A 15,543-nucleotide genomic window follows, 5' to 3' on the forward strand; every position below is an offset into this window, starting at 1 on the left:
GTGAGACGTAAATTGTTGGTGCTGCTGGAGACCGGGTTGATCCTGGCCGGCCTGCTATTGGGCTTCTCGGCCTGGAAGGTGCACTCGGCGCTGGAGCAGCCGCTGCACCTGACCGGCGAGCGGTTGCTCGATGTTCCTACCGGCACCACGCCCAACCGCATGTTCTATCGCATGCAGCAGGACGGCGTGATTCGCGACGCCTTCTGGCTGCGCCTTTACTGGCGCTTCAACATGCCGAGCGTGGCTTTGCATACCGGCGAGTACCGCATGACCCCCGGCATGAACGTGCGCGACCTGTTCGAGGCGTGGCGGCGTGGTGACGTGGTGCAGTACAGCCTGACCCTGGTCGAGGGCTGGAATTTCCGCCAGGTGCGCTCGGCACTGGCCAGACATGAAAAGATCCGCCAGACCCTGGATGGCCTGAGCGACAGCGAGGTCATGGACAAGCTCGGGCACCCGGGCGTGTTCCCCGAGGGGCGCTTCTTCCCTGACACCTATCGGTTCGTGCGCGGCATGAGCGATGTCGAGTTCCTGCAGCAGGCGTACGCGCGCCTGGAGGAGGTGCTGGCCAAGGAGTGGAACGAGCGCTCCCCGGCTGCGCCCTATCGCGACCCTTACCAGGCGCTGATCATGGCCTCGCTGGTCGAGAAGGAAACCGGCGTGCCACAGGAGCGTGGTCAGATCGCCGGCGTCTTCGTGCGTCGCCTGCAGATCGGCATGCTGCTGCAGACCGACCCTACCGTGATCTATGGCATGGGCGAACGCTACAACGGCAAGATCACCCGCGCCGACCTGCGTGAGCCCACGCCCTACAACACCTACGTGATCGCCGGCCTGCCGCCGACGCCGATTGCCATGGTCGGGCGTGAAGCCATTCACGCGGCCTTGAACCCGGAGCCGGGCAGCAGCCTGTACTTCGTCGCCCGGGGCGATGGCAGCCATGTGTTCTCCGATGACCTGGGGGCGCACAATTCTGCCGTGCGCGAGTACCAGATCAAGCGGCGTGCCGACTACCGTTCAAGCCCGGCGCCAAGCGCCGGCGACACCCCGAACGAGGTTCCTGCATCCGAGGCGCCCCAGGCTGCACCGCAGCCTGCCGAGCCCTCGGTGCAGCCGGATGTTCCCCCGGCCAGCGAACCTACCCCGCAATGACCCTGATTAAGGACTGCCTGTGAGCGGCTTGTTTATCACCCTGGAAGGTCCCGAAGGCGCGGGCAAGAGCACCAATCGCGAGTACCTGGCCGAGCACCTGCGCGCCCACGGGCTGGATGTGGTGCTGACCCGCGAGCCGGGCGGCACCCCGCTGGCCGAGCGCATACGCGAACTGTTGCTGGCCCCCAGCGATGAGACGATGGATGCCGACACCGAGCTGTTGCTGGTGTTCGCCGCGCGCGCCCAGCACCTGGCCCAGGTGATCCGCCCGGCGCTTGCGCGGGGCGCCATCGTCCTGTGCGACCGTTTCACCGATGCCACCTATGCCTACCAGGGCGGTGGCCGCGGGCTGTCGGTCGAGCGCATTGCCACCCTTGAAACCTTCGTCCAGGGCGACCTGCGCCCCGACCTGACCCTTGTGTTCGACCTGCCGGTGGAGGTCGGCCTTTCGCGCGCAGCGGCGCGCGGGCGGCTGGATCGCTTCGAGCAGGAAGGCCAGGCGTTTTTCCAGGCTGTTCGCCAGGCCTACCTGGCCCGCGCAGCCGCCGACCCGGCGCGCTATCACCTGGTCGATGCCGCGCAACCGCTGGCCCGGGTTCAACTCGCCCTGGATGCGTTGCTGCCGCAGATCCTGGAGCGTTGCCGTGGCTGAGGCCTACCCGTGGCAGGCGACGCTCTGGCAGCAACTGGCCGGGCGCACACAGCATGCCCATGCGTACCTGTTGCACGGCCCGCAAGGCATCGGCAAGCGGGCGCTGGCCGAGCGCCTGATGGCGTTTCTGCTGTGCCGCCAGCCCGAGGGGCTTGAGGCGTGCGGGCACTGCAAGTCGTGCCAGTTGCTGAAGGCGGGCAGTCACCCGGACAACTACATCCTGGAGCCTGAAGAGGCCGACAAGCCGATCAAGGTCGACCAGGTGCGCGACCTGGTCAGCTTCGTGGTGCAGACCGCGCAGATGGGCGGACGCAAGGTGATTCTCATCGCGCCGGTCGAGGCAATGAACATCAACGCTGCCAACGCCTTGCTCAAGAGCCTCGAAGAGCCTTCGGGCGATACCGTGCTGTTGCTGGTCAGTCACCAGCCCAGCCGGTTGCTGCCGACCATCAGGAGCCGTTGCCAGCAACAGGCCTGCCCGTTGCCAAGTCAGGCGCAGAGCGAGGCGTGGCTGGCAGCCGCGTTACCCGACAGTGACGAGGCCGAGCGCCACGAACTGCTGAGCCTTGCAGCAGGTTCGCCACTGCTGGCTGTCAGCCTGCAGGCCCAGGGTGTGCGCGAGCAGCGCGCGCAGGTGGTCGAGGGGGTCAAGAAGCTGCTCAAGCAGCAGCAGTCCGCGACCCAGTTGGCCGAAGGCTGGAACAGCATCCCGCTGTTGTTGCTGTTCGACTGGTTCTGCGACTGGTCCAACCTGATCCTGCGCTATCAGCTGACCCAGGACGAAGAGGGCCTGGGGCTGGCCGACATGCGCAAGGTCGTGCAGTACCTTGCCCAGAAGAGCCCGCAGGGCAAGGTGCTGGATATCCAGGACTGGATTCTTGTGCAGCGCCAGAAGGTGCTGAACAAGGCCAACCTCAACCGCGTGCTGTTGCTCGAAGCGTTGCTGGCCTCCTGGGCCCTGTTGCCGGGTCAGCGTTGAGCTGGCCTTTCGATCCTCCATTTTCAGTGTTGTCATTACGCCCATGCTTGTAGATTCCCATTGCCACCTCGACCGTCTCGACCTCGCCGCCCATGGTGGCTCCCTGGATGCCGCGCTGGATGCCGCGCGGGCACGGGGTGTCGGGCATTTCCTGTGCATCGGCGTAAGTGCCGACAATGCAGCCCAGGTCAGGGCGCTGGCAGCGCGCTACCCTGATGTGGACTGCTCGGTCGGCATCCACCCGCTGGACCTGGCGCCAGGCGAAGCGCCGGCGCTGGACTGGCTGCTCGGCGAACTGAACCACCCCGAGGTAGTGGCCATTGGTGAGACCGGGCTGGACTATCACTACGAGCCCGAGGCTGCACAGTTGCAACAGGCATCGTTTCGCCTGCACCTGGAGGCGGCCAGGCTCACCGGCAAGCCGGTGGTCATCCACACCCGTGCGGCGCGCGCCGATACCCTGACCCTGCTGCGCGAGGCGGCATTGCCGCAGGCAGGCGTGCTGCACTGCTTCACCGAAGACTGGGAGATGGCCAAGGCAGCGCTGGACCTGGGGTATTACATTTCGTTGTCGGGGATTGTCACGTTCCGCAATGCCGACGCGTTGCGTGACGTGGCGCGGCAGGTGCCGGCAGATCGTTTGCTGGTAGAGACCGACTCACCGTACCTGGCGCCGATTCCGCACCGCGGCAAGCCGAACTTGCCGGAGTATGTGCGTGACGTGGCGGAGTTCATCGCGTTGGTGCGGGGGGAGCGTTACGAGCAGCTGGCGCAACAGACCACCGAGAACTTCAGGCGTCTGTTCCCCCTGGCGCGGGTGCGGGTGGCCTGACCCCGCTGCGCGGGCGCCGTGGCGGTCGCGCGGGCAAAAAAAACCCGGGTTCTGGGGGGGAATCCGGGTTAAGACCATTAGGAGTAAAACAAAGGCGAGCGGTCCGTGTTCACCCTTATCGGCGCGTCACTTGGGGGGATGCGTCGCGCCAACACCTCAAGTATTGGTCAGGTTCGCCGCGATTCCACCAAGGGTTGATCGTTTTTTAAACAGATTTGGAATACGTGCGGCCCTGCTGAGCACGCATTGCTCTGCCGTGCGCCTGACCGCCTGGATTGCACGTCTGGGGCAGGGGGAAGGGGAGGTCCGCTTCGGGCAACCGGGTCGCCGGCCTGCTCAAACTCATCAAGAAACATAGGCATGCGCGGATGATCCGTGCATTTTTGCGCAAGTTAGGCATAATAACGGGCTTCGATTTTGATCCAGTCCTTCTTATGCAGAAAGAACCTCGTAAGGTCCGTGAGTTTCGTCGCCGAGAGCAAGAGATTCTCGATACCGCGCTCAAGCTGTTTCTCGAACAGGGTGAAGACAGTGTCACCGTCGAGATGATCGCTGACGCCGTGGGTATCGGCAAAGGCACGATCTACAAGCACTTCAAGTCCAAGGCGGAGATCTACCTGCGCCTGATGCTCGACTACGAGCGCGATTTGAACGAACTGCTGCACTCTGCCGATGTGGATCGCGACAAGGAGGCCCTGTCGCGTGCCTACTTCGAATTCCGCATGCGCGACCCGCAGCGCTACCGCCTGTTCGACCGCCTCGAAGAGAAGGTGGTCAAAGGCAACCAGGTGCCGGAAATGGTCGAGGAGCTGCACAAGATCCGTGCCTCCAACTTCGAGCGCCTGACCCTGCTGATCAAGGGTCGCATCACCGAGGGCAAGCTCGAGGACGTGCCGCCGTATTTCCACTACTGCGCGGCCTGGGCCCTGGTGCATGGCGCGGTGGCACTGTATCACTCGCCGTTCTGGAGCAATGTGCTGGAGGACCAGGAAGGCTTCTTCCAGTTCCTCATGGACATTGGCGTGCGCATGGGCAACAAGCGCAAGCGCGACCCGGAGCCATCTGGCAGCTGAATGCTCGCTGGCGCCGTGCAGGCATATACTCAGGTAAGAGGCTTGCAAAAAACTGATTTCTGAGTCAGGTTTTGCAGGCCCGATTCACACTTGCCGGAGTGCTCCATGATCGTCGACCGTCAAGGCAGACGTTTTCGCAACCTGCGCGTCAGCCTCACCGCGGCGTGCAACTATGCCTGCACCTATTGCGTGCCGGACGGCAAGCGTCTGGTCGCAGCGCAGGATGAGCTCTCGGCCCAGGCCATGGTGCGTGGGGTGGCCTGGCTGATCGAAGCTGCCGGTATCGAGCGCCTGCGTATCACCGGTGGCGAACCCCTGGTCAGTCCCAAGCTCGAAGCCTTCCTGGCTGGCGTGTCGGTGCTCGGCCTCGATGACATCGCCCTGACCACCAATGGCCAGTTGCTCGCGCGCAAGCTGCCATTGCTGCTGGATGCCGGCATCCGGCGCCTGAACGTCTCCCTTGATACCCTCGACGCCGATGCCTTCCGCGGGATCTCCCGTGGCGGGGATCTGGCCAGCGTGCTCGATGGCATGCACAAGGCCAGCGACGCCGGCATGAAGATCAAGGTGAACATGGTGCCACTGCGCGGGCGCAACCTCGATCAGGTGCTGCCGCTGCTCGACTACTGCCTGGCCCGTGGCTATGAACTGCGCTTTATCGAACTGATGCGCATGGGGCACCTGGCCAGCGACCACAACGCTTTCCTGCAGCAGTTCGTGAGCCTGGAGCAGTTGCTGCAACTGATCGGCGAGCATCACGAGTACGCCCAGGCCGATGCGCCAGTGGACGCCACTGCATTGCGCTACCGGGTGCCGGGGCAAGGCCACTTCGGCGTGATCGCCAACGAAAGCGTGCCGTTCTGCCGAACCTGCTCGCGCCTGCGTCTGTCTTCTACCGGGTGGCTGCATGGCTGCCTGTCGTCGAGCAACCGGCATTTCATCGGTGACCTGCTCGACAAGCCGCGCCACCAGGCGTTGCCGGCCTTGCAGGGCATGTTGATGAAGGCCCTGGGCGACAAGCAGGCCGTGGCATTTTCAGGCGGTGCCACGGTGATGAAGATCATCGGCGGTTGAGCCATACCCTCCAGCTGGCGCAAAACCTGCATCTGGCGGCTGTTCGCCGGTTTTCCGTCACCGGCTTCTGGAGGAAAGATGCGTAGCCTGGTTCTGCTGCTGGCGCTGATGGCGCTGGGTGGCTGCATGAATGTGAGCGATATGGGCGAAGGTGTGCGCTACCACATGAGCGACGCCGGCCTGCTCGACCATAGCGAAACCCGCCGTTCGTTGTCGGTGCGCCTGCAGCCCGACTCGTTCGTCTTCATCGGTCAGGGCGTGTTCGTGCCGCCGGGCAATGCCTATCCGCGGCCCAACGTGGTGGCCGAGGAAGCCTTCAAGGCCTTTGTCGAGTACTTCCCGCTGGTGCGACGTGCCGAGGGTCCGCTGGGGCTGGAGGATGCCTTGTCCCAGGCGCGCGACGTGGGCGCGCATTACCTGCTGTATGCGCGTTTTGCCAAGGCCGACAACCGTATCGGCAATGGTGACGAGTGGTACGACGAGCAGGCGGTGGACCGCCTGGGTGTCGACACCGGAAGAATTCAGCTGATGCTGATCGAAACCAGTACCCGCTACCTGATCGATACCGTGAGCATCCGCAGCCGTGGCGGTTTGCTGACGTTCCACGACAATCAGCCGCAGGATTTGATTGCGGCACCGCTTGAGGATTACGCTCGCAGTTTGTTGGGCATGAGCCGCTGAGGAGCAGATGATGGTGGATACCGGCAAGGCCAATGACCTGTTGGCGCAACTCCCGAAGGTCGGCAAAGGTCCGGCGCCGGTCCACCTGTGGAATCCGGACTTCTGCGGCGACATCGACATGCGAATCGCCCGCGACGGTACCTGGTACTACCTGGGCACCCCGATTGGTCGCAAGCCGATGGTGCGTCTGTTCTCCACCATCATCCGTCGCGACGGGGATGACTACTTCCTGGTCACGCCTGTGGAAAAGGTCGGAATCCAGGTCGATGATGCGCCGTTCGTGGCGGTGCTCATGGACGTGCAGGGCAGTGGTGAGCAGCAGGTGCTGCGCTTCACCAGTAATGTGGAGGATGTGGTCGAGGCCGGGCCCGAGCACCCGCTGCGTTTCGTGATCGACCCGCTGACACAGGAGCCTTCGCCTTACGTGCACATGCGCAACAACCTCGAGGCGCTGATCCATCGCAGCGTGTTTTACCAGCTGGTAGAGCTGGCTGTAACGCGCGACATCGATGGGCAGCCATGGCTGGGCGTATGGAGTGCGGGGCAGTTCTTTCCGATCGGGCAGCAATAGCCTGTCGCAGCCTGTATCGCCAGGCAGCCCTGGCCCGGGCTGAAGACCAAAACGAAAAAATCCCGCCAAAAGGCGGGTTTTTCGAGTATTTCAGAAGCTGTGCAAGCACGCTCTGAAACGATGTTTGGCTCCGCGACCAGGACTCGAACCTGGGACCCAATGATTAACAGTCATTTGCTCTACCGACTGAGCTATCGCGGAATCTGGGGCGTATCTTACTGATTGCTAAGGGGAAGTCAAGCTCCCCCTGAGCAATCAGGTGTTACAGGACCTCGACGATCGCCTTGGTCACCACGTGAATGTTGTTCTGGTTCAACGAGGCGACGCAGATACGACCGGTATCCAGAGCATAGATCGCATGCTCGTCCTTCAGGCGCGCTACCTGCTCGACGGTCAGGCCCGAGTAGGAGAACATGCCGCACTGACGCCCGACGAAGCTGAAGTCCTGCTGTGCGCCGTACTGGGCCAGCAGCTCGACCATCTGCTTGCGCATGCCGTGGATGCGCTGGCGCATCTCGGCCAGTTCCGCTTCCCACATTGCGCGCAGCTCGGGGCTGTTGAGCACGGTGGCGACAATGGTCGCGCCGTGGGTCGGCGGGTTGGAGTAGTTGGTGCGGATCACGCGCTTGACCTGCGACAGCACGCGAGTGGCCTCTTCCTTGGACTCGGTGACGATCGACAGGGCGCCGACGCGCTCGCCGTACAGCGAGAACGACTTGGAGAACGAGCTGGAGACGAAGAAGTCCAGGCCCGATTCGGCGAACAGGCGCACGGCAGCGGCGTCTTCGGCGATGCCCTGGCCAAAGCCCTGGTAGGCCATGTCCAGGAACGGGATGTGACCCTTGGCCTTGACCACCTCGAGCACGTTGTTCCAGTCGGCCGGGGTCAGGTCGACGCCGGTCGGGTTGTGGCAGCAGGCGTGCAGTACCACGATCGAGCCGGACGGCAGCGCGTTCAGGTCCTCGAGCATGCCGGCACGGTTGACGTCATGGGTGGCGGCGTCGTAGTAGCGGTAGTTCTTGACCGGGAAACCGGCGGTTTCGAACAGGGCGCGGTGGTTTTCCCAGCTCGGGTCGCTGATTGCGACAGTGGCATTGGGCGACAGCTGCTTGAGGAAGTCAGCGCCGATCTTCAGGGCGCCGGTACCACCGACGGACTGGGTGGTGACCACACGGCCGGCGGCCAGCAGGGGCGAATCGGCACCGAACAGCAGCTTCTGCACGGCCTGGTCGTAGGCCACGATGCCGTCGATCGGCAGGTAGCCGCGGGAGGCGTGCTGGGCGGCGCGTTGGGTTTCGGCTTCGATGACTGCACGCAGCAGTGGGATACGCCCTTCTTCGTTGCAGTAAACACCAACGCCCAGGTTCACCTTGTGGGTGCGGGTATCGGCATTGAACGCTTCGTTGAGGCCCAGGATAGGGTCGCGGGGTGCCAGCTCGACAGCGGAAAACAGGCTCATTTTTACCTTGGCTCTGAATGGAGAGTGATAGAGGTGGCACGCTCCAGCCGAATGCACTGAAGCGGTGCACAAACGGGGAGTCAGTATAGTGATACCCATCGGTCACGGCGACAGTCTGTCGCAGCATTTACTGCTGTTTTCGCGAATATTTTTCGACCGTCAGTCGCTTGCGCCGGTCAATACTGTGAAACAGGCCGTGGTTTGCCTTGAAACTGGCGCCGGGCACCACCAATTGGGTATAAGTACTGTCTATAAATACAGTTGCCTGTATCCGTTCATTTCCAGGGGTTCACCATGTCCGAGTTTCAACTCGTCACCCGTTTCCAGCCGGCGGGTGATCAGCCCGAAGCCATTCGCCTGATGGTCGAGGGGATCGAGGCCGGGCTGGCGCACCAGACCCTGCTCGGGGTGACGGGTTCGGGCAAGACCTTCAGCATCGCCAACGTGATTGCCCAGGTGCAGCGCCCGACCCTGGTACTGGCGCCGAACAAGACCCTGGCCGCCCAGTTGTATGGCGAGTTCAAGTCATTCTTCCCGAACAACGCGGTGGAGTATTTCGTTTCCTACTACGACTACTACCAGCCCGAAGCCTACGTGCCGTCCTCCGACACCTTCATCGAGAAGGACGCCTCGATCAACGACCATATCGAGCAGATGCGCCTGTCGGCGACCAAGGCGCTGCTGGAGCGGCGTGACGCGATCATCGTCACCACGGTGTCGTGCATCTATGGTCTGGGCAGCCCGGAAACCTATTTGAAGATGGTGCTGCACGTGGACCGTGGCGACAAGCTCGACCAGCGGGCCTTGCTGCGCCGTCTGGCCGACCTGCAGTACACCCGCAACGACATGGACTTTGCCCGCGCCACCTTCCGTGTGCGCGGCGACGTGATCGACATCTTCCCGGCCGAATCGGACCTGGAGGCCATCCGCATCGAGCTGTTCGATGACGAGGTGGAGAACATCGCGGCCTTCGACCCGCTGACCGGCGAGGTGATCCGCAAGCTGCCGCGCTTCACCTTCTACCCCAAGAGCCACTACGTGACCCCGCGCGAAACCCTGCTGGAGGCCATGGACGGGATCAAGGCGGAGCTCAAGGAACGCCTGGAGTACCTGCACAAGCACAACAAGCTGGTCGAGGCCCAGCGCCTGGAGCAGCGCACCCGGTTCGACCTGGAGATGATCCTGGAGCTGGGCTACTGCAACGGCATCGAAAACTACTCGCGCTACCTGTCCGGGCGTCCGGCCGGCGCGCCGCCGCCGACCCTGTACGACTACCTGCCGCCGGATGCGTTGCTGGTGATCGACGAATCCCACGTCAGCGTTCCGCAGGTGGGGGCCATGTACAAGGGGGACCGCTCGCGCAAGGAAACCCTGGTGGAGTACGGCTTTCGCCTGCCTTCGGCGCTGGACAACCGGCCCATGCGCTTTGACGAATGGGAGTCGGTCAGCCCGCAGACCATCTTCGTCTCGGCCACGCCGGGCAACTACGAGGCCGAGCATGCCGGCCGTGTGGTGGAGCAGGTGGTGCGCCCGACCGGCCTGGTCGACCCCCAGGTGGAGGTGCGTCCGGCCACGACCCAGGTGGATGACCTGCTGTCGGAGATTCGCAAGCGTGTGGCGGTGGAGGAGCGGGTGCTGGTCACTACCCTGACCAAGCGCATGGCCGAAGACCTCAGCGACTACCTGGCCGATCACGATGTGCGGGTGCGCTACCTGCACTCGGACATCGATACCGTTGAGCGAGTCGAGATCATCCGCGACCTGCGCCTGGGCACCTTCGATGTGCTGGTGGGTATCAACCTGCTGCGCGAGGGCCTGGACATGCCCGAGGTCTCGCTGGTGGCGATTCTGGATGCGGACAAGGAGGGCTTCCTGCGTTCGGAGCGCTCGCTGATCCAGACCATCGGGCGCGCGGCGCGCAACCTCAACGGCCGCGCGATCCTGTACGCCGACAACATGACTGGCTCGATGGAGCGGGCGATCGGCGAAACCGAGCGCCGCCGCGACAAGCAGATGGCCTTCAACGAGGCCAACGGCATCGTGCCCAAGGGCGTGGTCAAGGACATCACCGACATCATGGAAGGCGCCAACGTGCCCGGCTCGCGCAGCAAGAAGCGCAAGGGCATGGCCAAGGCCGCCGAGGAGCGCGAGCGTTACGAGGCCGAGTTGCGTTCGCCTGGCGAGATCGCCAAGCGCATCAAGGCGCTGGAAGAGAAGATGTACCAGCTGGCGCGGGACCTGGAGTTCGAGGCTGCAGCGCAGATGCGCGACGAGATCGCGCAGTTGCGTGAGCGACTGCTCACGGTCTGACGGGCCTTTCGCGGGTCAAGCCCGCTCCCACAGGATCACATTGACGCCAAGGGCAATGGAGTACCTGCGGGAGCGGGCTTGCCAGCGAAGACTTCAACGCGGTCTAGTGCGCCTCGCCCGCCTTCAACCCCTGCGGCAGCTTCTTCGTCAACAGCACCGCCACCATGCTGATTGCCAGCCCGATGCCGACAAAATGGAAGGCATCGTTGTACGCCATGATCATCGCCTGCTGATGGGTGATCTCGCTCAGCCTGGCCAGCGCTGCCCCTTCGCTGCCCAGCTTCTCGGTCAGCAAGGTCAACCGCTCGGCCACTGCGGCGTTGGTCGGTACCACCGCCTCGCGCAGGTAGTCGAAATACACCTTGGTGCGCGCATCCAGCAGCGTGGCCAGCAGCGCAATGCCGATGGCCCCGCCCAGGTTGCGCAGGATGTTGAACAGGCTCGACGCCGAGCCTGCGTCCTGCGGCTGGATATAGGCCGTGGCAATCAGCGAGATGGTCACCATGATCATCGGCTGCCCCAGCGCACGGATGATCTGGATATGGTTGAACTGGGTGCCGGCAAAGTCCGGGTTCAATACCCCCGAGCTGAAACTCGCCAGCCCGAACAGCCCGAAGCCGATGGTGCAGAGGATCTTCGGCGAAATCACCTTCATCAGTTGCGGGACCAGCGGGATCAGGAACAGCTGCGGCACCCCCATCCACATGATCACTTCGCCGATCTGCAGGGCGTTGTAGTTCTGGATCTGCGCCAGGTACAGCGGCAGCAGGTAGATCGAACCGTACAACCCCACGCCCATGCCCAGGCTGGCAATGCTCGACAACCCGAAATTGCGGTTCTGCAGGATGCGCAGGTTGATCAGCGGGTTGGGTTTCGAGAACTGCACGATCACGAAGGTAATGAGGCTGACCAGGGCAATGCTGCCCAGGGTGACGATCAGCCCCGACTCGAGCCAGTCCTTGCGATGCCCCTCCTCAAGAAACACCTGCAGGCAGCCAAGCCCGACGCCCAGCGTCAGGATGCCGGTGTAATCGGTGCTTTTGAGCAGCTCCCAGTGTGCTTCCTTCTTCTCCAGGCCGTACAGCAAGCCGCCGATCATGATCAGGCCGGGCGGGATATTGATGTAGAAGATGTATTCCCAGCCCCAGTTCTCGGTCAGCCAGCCGCCCAGGGTAGGGCCGATGGACGGGGCGAAGGTGGCGGTCATGGCGAACATCGCCATGCCCTTGGCGCGGTGATGCTCGGGCAGCTTGATCAGGGTCAGGGTGAAGGCCAGCGGGATCAGCGCGCCGCCGGTAAAACCCTGCAGGGCGCGGAACACGATCATGCTTTCCAGGTTCCAGGCCATCGAGCACAGCAGCGACGACACCAGAAAACCCGCCGACACCCACACCGCCAGGCGCCGCGCCGACAGCAGCTGCACCAGCCAGGCGGTCAGCGGGATCATGATGATCTCGGCCACCAGGTAGGAGGTGGAGATCCACGAGCCTTCTTCCAGGGTCGCCGACAGGGCGCCCTGGATGTCCTTGAGCGAAGAGTTGGTGATCTGGATGTCGAGCACTGCCATGAACGCGCCGAGCATCACGCTCATCACCGCGATCCAGTCGCGCCGGCTGGGTTCGCCGGCGGGACGGATCAGTTGATCACCGGCCATCGGTACGGATATCGACGGTGGCGGTCACCGACATGCCCGGGCGGATCTTGCCGTGCAGCGGGTTGTCGGCGGCGAAGGTCAGCTTGACCGGGATGCGCTGCACGACCTTGGTGAAGTTGCCGGTGGCGTTGTCGGGTGGCAGCAGGCTGAACTGCGCGCCGGAAGCGGCGAACAGGCTGTCGACGCGGCCTTCGATCGGCGTGTCGGGGTAGCTGTCGAACACCAGCTCGGCACGCTGGCCGGGCTGCATCTTGCCGATCTGGGTTTCCTTGAAGTTGGCCTGCACCCAGATGTCCTGATCGGGCACGATCGACAGCAGGTAGGCGCCGGCCTGCACGTACTGGCCGTTGCGTGCCGCGCGCTGGCCGATCATGCCGCTGATCGGCGCGCGAATTTCACTGCGGCTCAGGTTCAGCTCGGCCTGGGCCAGGTCGGTGCGGGCGGTGGCGATCTGGGCGTCCAGGCGCTTGAGTTCGGCAGCCAGTGCGTTGACCTGCTGGCGTTGACCCTGCAGGTCGGCCTGGGCCTTGCTCACCTGGGAGCGTGCCACGTTGCTTTCGGCCGACAGGGTGGTCACCCGTTCTTCCGAGACAAAGCCTGGCTTGCGCAGCGCCTGTGCACGGTTGAGGTCCAGCTGGGTACGCCCAAGCGTGGCCTGGTTGGCCGACACCTGTGCCTGGCCGGCGGCGATCAGGCTCGCCTGCTGCGTCAGGCGGCTGTCGGCTTGCAGGCGCTCGGCCTCGCGGGTGGCCAGGGTGGCGCGGGCGCGCTCCACGGCAAACTGGAAGTCGTTGCCTTCCAGGCGTACCAGCAGGTCGCCCTTGGCCACATGCTGGTTGTCCTCGACCAGCACCTGCTCGATGCGCGCGCCCAACTGGCTGGAAACCCGGGTGATCTCGCCCTGCACGTAGGCATTGTCGGTGCTCTCGTAGAAGCGCCCCTTGAAGTACCAGTGGGCCAGAAAGCCCAGGCCGATGAGCAGAACCAGGGTCAGGAAAATCAGCAGGCGACGCTTGAGTTGGGCAGGCATGGGTACGATCGTTCCAAAAATGTAAGCAAATTTAACAAGGTTTGCCTTGGCAAACACAAGCGCCGATCGTGCCCATTGCTGGAGCCGGGTGGCCCCGTGCTGTTAACATCCAGCCTTTGTTTCACCTCTTGTTCGAGACTCTCATGACCACCGTTCGCACGCGTATCGCGCCTTCGCCGACTGGCGATCCCCATGTCGGCACCGCCTACATCGCCCTGTTCAACTACTGCTTCGCCAAGCAGCACGGTGGCGAATTCATCCTGCGTATCGAAGATACCGATCAGCTGCGCTCCACCCGCGAGTCCGAGCAGCAGATCTTCGATGCCCTGCGCTGGCTGGGTATCGAATGGAGCGAAGGCCCGGATGTCGGCGGCCCGCACGGCCCGTACCGCCAGAGCGAACGCGGCGAAATCTACAAGCAGTACGCCCAGCAACTGGTCGATCTGGGCCATGCCTTCCCGTGCTTCTGTACCGCCGAAGAACTGGACCAGATGCGTGCCGAGCAGATGGCCCGCGGCGAAACCCCGCGCTATGACGGGCGCGCCTTGCTGCTCTCGCCTGAAGAAGTGCAGCGTCGCCTGGCCGCCGGCGAGCCCCATGTGATCCGCATGAAAGTTCCGACCGAAGGCGTGTGCGTGGTACCGGACATGCTGCGCGGCGACGTAGAGATTCCTTGGGACCGCATGGACATGCAGGTACTGATGAAGACCGATGGCCTGCCGACCTACTTCCTGGCCAACGTGGTCGATGACCACCTGATGGGCATCACCCACGTATTGCGTGGCGAAGAGTGGCTGCCTTCGGCGCCCAAGCTGATCAAGCTGTACGAGTACTTCGGTTGGGAGCAGCCAACCCTGTGCTACATGCCGCTGCTGCGCAACCCCGACAAGAGCAAGCTGTCCAAGCGCAAGAACCCGACCTCGGTGACCTTCTACGAGCGCATGGGCTTCATGCCCGAAGCCATGCTCAACTACCTGGGCCGCATGGGCTGGTCGATGCCGGACGAGCGCGAGAAGTTCTCGCTGGCCGAAATGGTCGAGCACTTCGACCTGTCGCGTGTGTCGCTGGGCGGCCCGATCTTCGACATCGAGAAGCTGTCGTGGCTCAACGGCCAGTGGCTGCGTGAGCTGCCTGTCGCAGAGTTTGCCGCGCGCGTGCAGAAATGGGCGTTCAACAGCGACTACATGATGAAGATCGCGCCGCACGTGCAGGGCAGGGTAGAGACCTTCAGCCAGATTGCGCCGCTGGGTGGGTTCTTCTTCGAAGGTGCGCTCAAGCTCGACGCCAAGCTGTTCGAGCACAAGAAACTGTCGGCCGACCAGGTACGCCAGGTGATCCAGCTGATCCTGTGGAAGCTCGAGGGGCTGCGCCAGTGGGAGAAGGATCGCATCACCGGCTGCATCCAGGCGGTGGTCGAGGCGCTGGAGCTCAAGCTGCGTGACGCGATGCCGCTGATGTTCGCCGCGATTTCCGGCCAGGCCAGCTCGGTGTCGGTGCTCGATGCCATGGAGATCCTCGGGCCGGACCTGACCCGCTACCGCCTGCGCCAGGCGCTGGACCTGCTGGGTGGTGTGTCGAAGAAAGAAAACAAGGAATGGGAAAAGCTGTTGGGCACCATTGCCTGAGCATTTTTCCCGTAGGAGCCGGCCTTGCCGGCGAACAAAGCGCTGCGGTACCCGGTATTGCGCAGCGCCTGTTTCGCCGGCAAGGCCGGCTCCTGCAAGGGCGAGACCCCCGAGTTTGCGGGGGCTCTCCTGACCCAGGCCGGTAAGTGTTTGTTATCTCGGAAATTTCTTTTGGATTTTGTTGAAAATTTATTTGACAGGTCTTCAATCCGATCTTAATATGCGCCCCGTCCACAGCGATGAACGAAACGAAGCGCGAAGCACCCAGCCAAGCGATTCAGTTCAAAGCGACATTGTGGGGCTATAGCTCAGCTGGGAGAGCGCCTGCATGGCATGCAGGAGGTCAGCGGTTCGATCCCGCTTAGCTCCACCAAATTCCCTATCCGGAGTTGGTCATACAACTCAGGGTTCAACCGGGTTCCAGCAGCCGGGTTGTGTGGTAAGAAGGTTC

General features: G+C 63.3%; 13 protein-coding genes and 2 tRNA genes. 11 read left to right on the plus strand and 4 right to left on the minus strand.

Going from position 1 to position 15,543, the window contains the following annotated elements:
- The 8 genes from mltG to DN387_RS03625 all read left to right on the plus strand — a co-directional run bounded on the left by mltG (position 1) and on the right by DN387_RS03625 (position 7,014).
- Positions 1–1,152, plus strand: coding sequence for an endolytic transglycosylase MltG (gene mltG / locus DN387_RS03590; RefSeq protein ID WP_054915808.1), 1,152 nt, complete (start codon positions 1–3; stop codon positions 1,150–1,152).
- Between the two features lie 19 nt (positions 1,153–1,171).
- Entirely contained in the window at positions 1,172–1,804 is a 633-nt protein-coding gene (gene tmk / locus DN387_RS03595) for a dTMP kinase (RefSeq protein ID WP_054915807.1), read from the plus strand.
- On the plus strand, positions 1,797–2,783 hold the full coding sequence (locus DN387_RS03600; RefSeq protein WP_054915806.1) for a DNA polymerase III subunit delta': 987 nt from the start codon (positions 1,797–1,799) through the stop codon (positions 2,781–2,783). Before tmk ends, DN387_RS03600 begins: the two co-directional genes overlap by 8 nt.
- Before the next feature lie 43 nt (positions 2,784–2,826).
- Positions 2,827–3,615, plus strand: a complete 789-nt coding sequence (locus DN387_RS03605; protein ID WP_054915805.1) for a TatD family hydrolase — start codon at positions 2,827–2,829, stop codon at positions 3,613–3,615.
- Positions 3,616–4,049: 434 nt separating this feature from the next.
- Entirely contained in the window at positions 4,050–4,688 is a 639-nt protein-coding gene (locus DN387_RS03610; RefSeq protein ID WP_054915804.1) for a TetR/AcrR family transcriptional regulator, read from the plus strand.
- 105 nt (positions 4,689–4,793) lie between these two features.
- The gene (locus DN387_RS03615) at positions 4,794–5,762 is read left to right on the plus strand and encodes a GTP 3',8-cyclase MoaA (RefSeq protein WP_043862869.1); all 969 of its coding nucleotides are present in this window, start codon (positions 4,794–4,796) and stop codon (positions 5,760–5,762) included.
- A 78-nt stretch (positions 5,763–5,840) separates the two neighbouring features.
- Positions 5,841–6,443 carry a DUF4823 domain-containing protein gene (locus DN387_RS03620; RefSeq protein ID WP_043862868.1) on the plus strand — a complete coding sequence of 201 codons (603 nt, stop codon included), beginning with the start codon at positions 5,841–5,843 and terminating at the stop codon, positions 6,441–6,443.
- A gap of 10 nt (positions 6,444–6,453) precedes the next feature.
- Positions 6,454–7,014, plus strand: coding sequence for a DUF1285 domain-containing protein (locus DN387_RS03625; protein WP_043862867.1), 561 nt, complete (start codon positions 6,454–6,456; stop codon positions 7,012–7,014).
- Between the two features lie 125 nt (positions 7,015–7,139).
- Here DN387_RS03625 and DN387_RS03630 read toward each other — a convergent pair.
- Positions 7,140–7,215, minus strand: a tRNA-Asn gene (locus DN387_RS03630).
- 61 nt (positions 7,216–7,276) lie between these two features.
- The gene (locus DN387_RS03635; RefSeq protein ID WP_043862866.1) at positions 7,277–8,473 is read right to left on the minus strand and encodes an amino acid aminotransferase; all 1,197 of its coding nucleotides are present in this window, start codon (positions 8,471–8,473) and stop codon (positions 7,277–7,279) included.
- A gap of 294 nt (positions 8,474–8,767) precedes the next feature.
- Here DN387_RS03635 and uvrB point away from each other — a divergent pair, with 294 nt between their 5' ends.
- A complete protein-coding gene (gene uvrB, locus DN387_RS03640) occupies positions 8,768–10,783 on the plus strand; it encodes an excinuclease ABC subunit UvrB (RefSeq protein ID WP_043862865.1) in 2,016 nt (671 codons plus the stop codon).
- 103 nt (positions 10,784–10,886) lie between these two features.
- Here the strand turns inward: uvrB and DN387_RS03645 are convergent, their stop codons facing one another.
- Together DN387_RS03645 and DN387_RS03650 are read right to left on the minus strand one after the other, a co-directional pair.
- A complete protein-coding gene (locus DN387_RS03645; RefSeq protein WP_173925078.1) occupies positions 10,887–12,377 on the minus strand; it encodes an MDR family MFS transporter in 1,491 nt (496 codons plus the stop codon).
- Between the two features lie 49 nt (positions 12,378–12,426).
- Positions 12,427–13,467 carry an HlyD family secretion protein gene (locus DN387_RS03650; protein WP_043862863.1) on the minus strand — a complete coding sequence of 347 codons (1,041 nt, stop codon included), beginning with the start codon at positions 13,465–13,467 and terminating at the stop codon, positions 12,427–12,429.
- 143 nt (positions 13,468–13,610) lie between these two features.
- On the opposite strand from DN387_RS03650, the gene gltX reads away from it, so the two are divergent.
- Both gltX and DN387_RS03660 read left to right on the plus strand, forming a co-directional pair.
- Complete coding sequence (gltX, locus tag DN387_RS03655; protein WP_043862862.1) at positions 13,611–15,092, plus strand: glutamate--tRNA ligase; 1,482 nt, start codon at positions 13,611–13,613, stop codon at positions 15,090–15,092.
- 297 nt (positions 15,093–15,389) lie between these two features.
- Positions 15,390–15,465, plus strand: a tRNA-Ala gene (locus DN387_RS03660).
- The last annotated feature ends 78 nt before the right edge of the window (positions 15,466–15,543 follow it).

The sequence above is a fragment of the Pseudomonas sp. FBF18 genome (genome assembly GCF_024261405.1).
GTDB lineage: Bacteria > Pseudomonadota > Gammaproteobacteria > Pseudomonadales > Pseudomonadaceae > Aquipseudomonas > Aquipseudomonas palmensis.

What these genes read in the sequence shown, in the direction of transcription:
- uvrB (WP_043862865.1), top strand. Translation starts at nt 8,768, where the DNA reads ATGTCCGAGTTTCAACTCGTCACCCGTTTCCAGCCGGCGGGTGATCAG.
- DN387_RS03650 (WP_043862863.1), bottom strand. Translation starts at nt 13,467, where the DNA reads ATGCCTGCCCAACTCAAGCGTCGCCTGCTGATTTTCCTGACCCTGGTT.
- DN387_RS03635 (WP_043862866.1), bottom strand. Translation starts at nt 8,473, where the DNA reads ATGAGCCTGTTTTCCGCTGTCGAGCTGGCACCCCGCGACCCTATCCTG.
- gltX (WP_043862862.1), top strand. Translation starts at nt 13,611, where the DNA reads ATGACCACCGTTCGCACGCGTATCGCGCCTTCGCCGACTGGCGATCCC.
- DN387_RS03625 (WP_043862867.1), top strand. Translation starts at nt 6,454, where the DNA reads ATGGTGGATACCGGCAAGGCCAATGACCTGTTGGCGCAACTCCCGAAG.
- DN387_RS03610 (WP_054915804.1), top strand. Translation starts at nt 4,050, where the DNA reads ATGCAGAAAGAACCTCGTAAGGTCCGTGAGTTTCGTCGCCGAGAGCAA.
- DN387_RS03615 (WP_043862869.1), top strand. Translation starts at nt 4,794, where the DNA reads ATGATCGTCGACCGTCAAGGCAGACGTTTTCGCAACCTGCGCGTCAGC.
- DN387_RS03605 (WP_054915805.1), top strand. Translation starts at nt 2,827, where the DNA reads ATGCTTGTAGATTCCCATTGCCACCTCGACCGTCTCGACCTCGCCGCC.
- DN387_RS03620 (WP_043862868.1), top strand. Translation starts at nt 5,841, where the DNA reads ATGCGTAGCCTGGTTCTGCTGCTGGCGCTGATGGCGCTGGGTGGCTGC.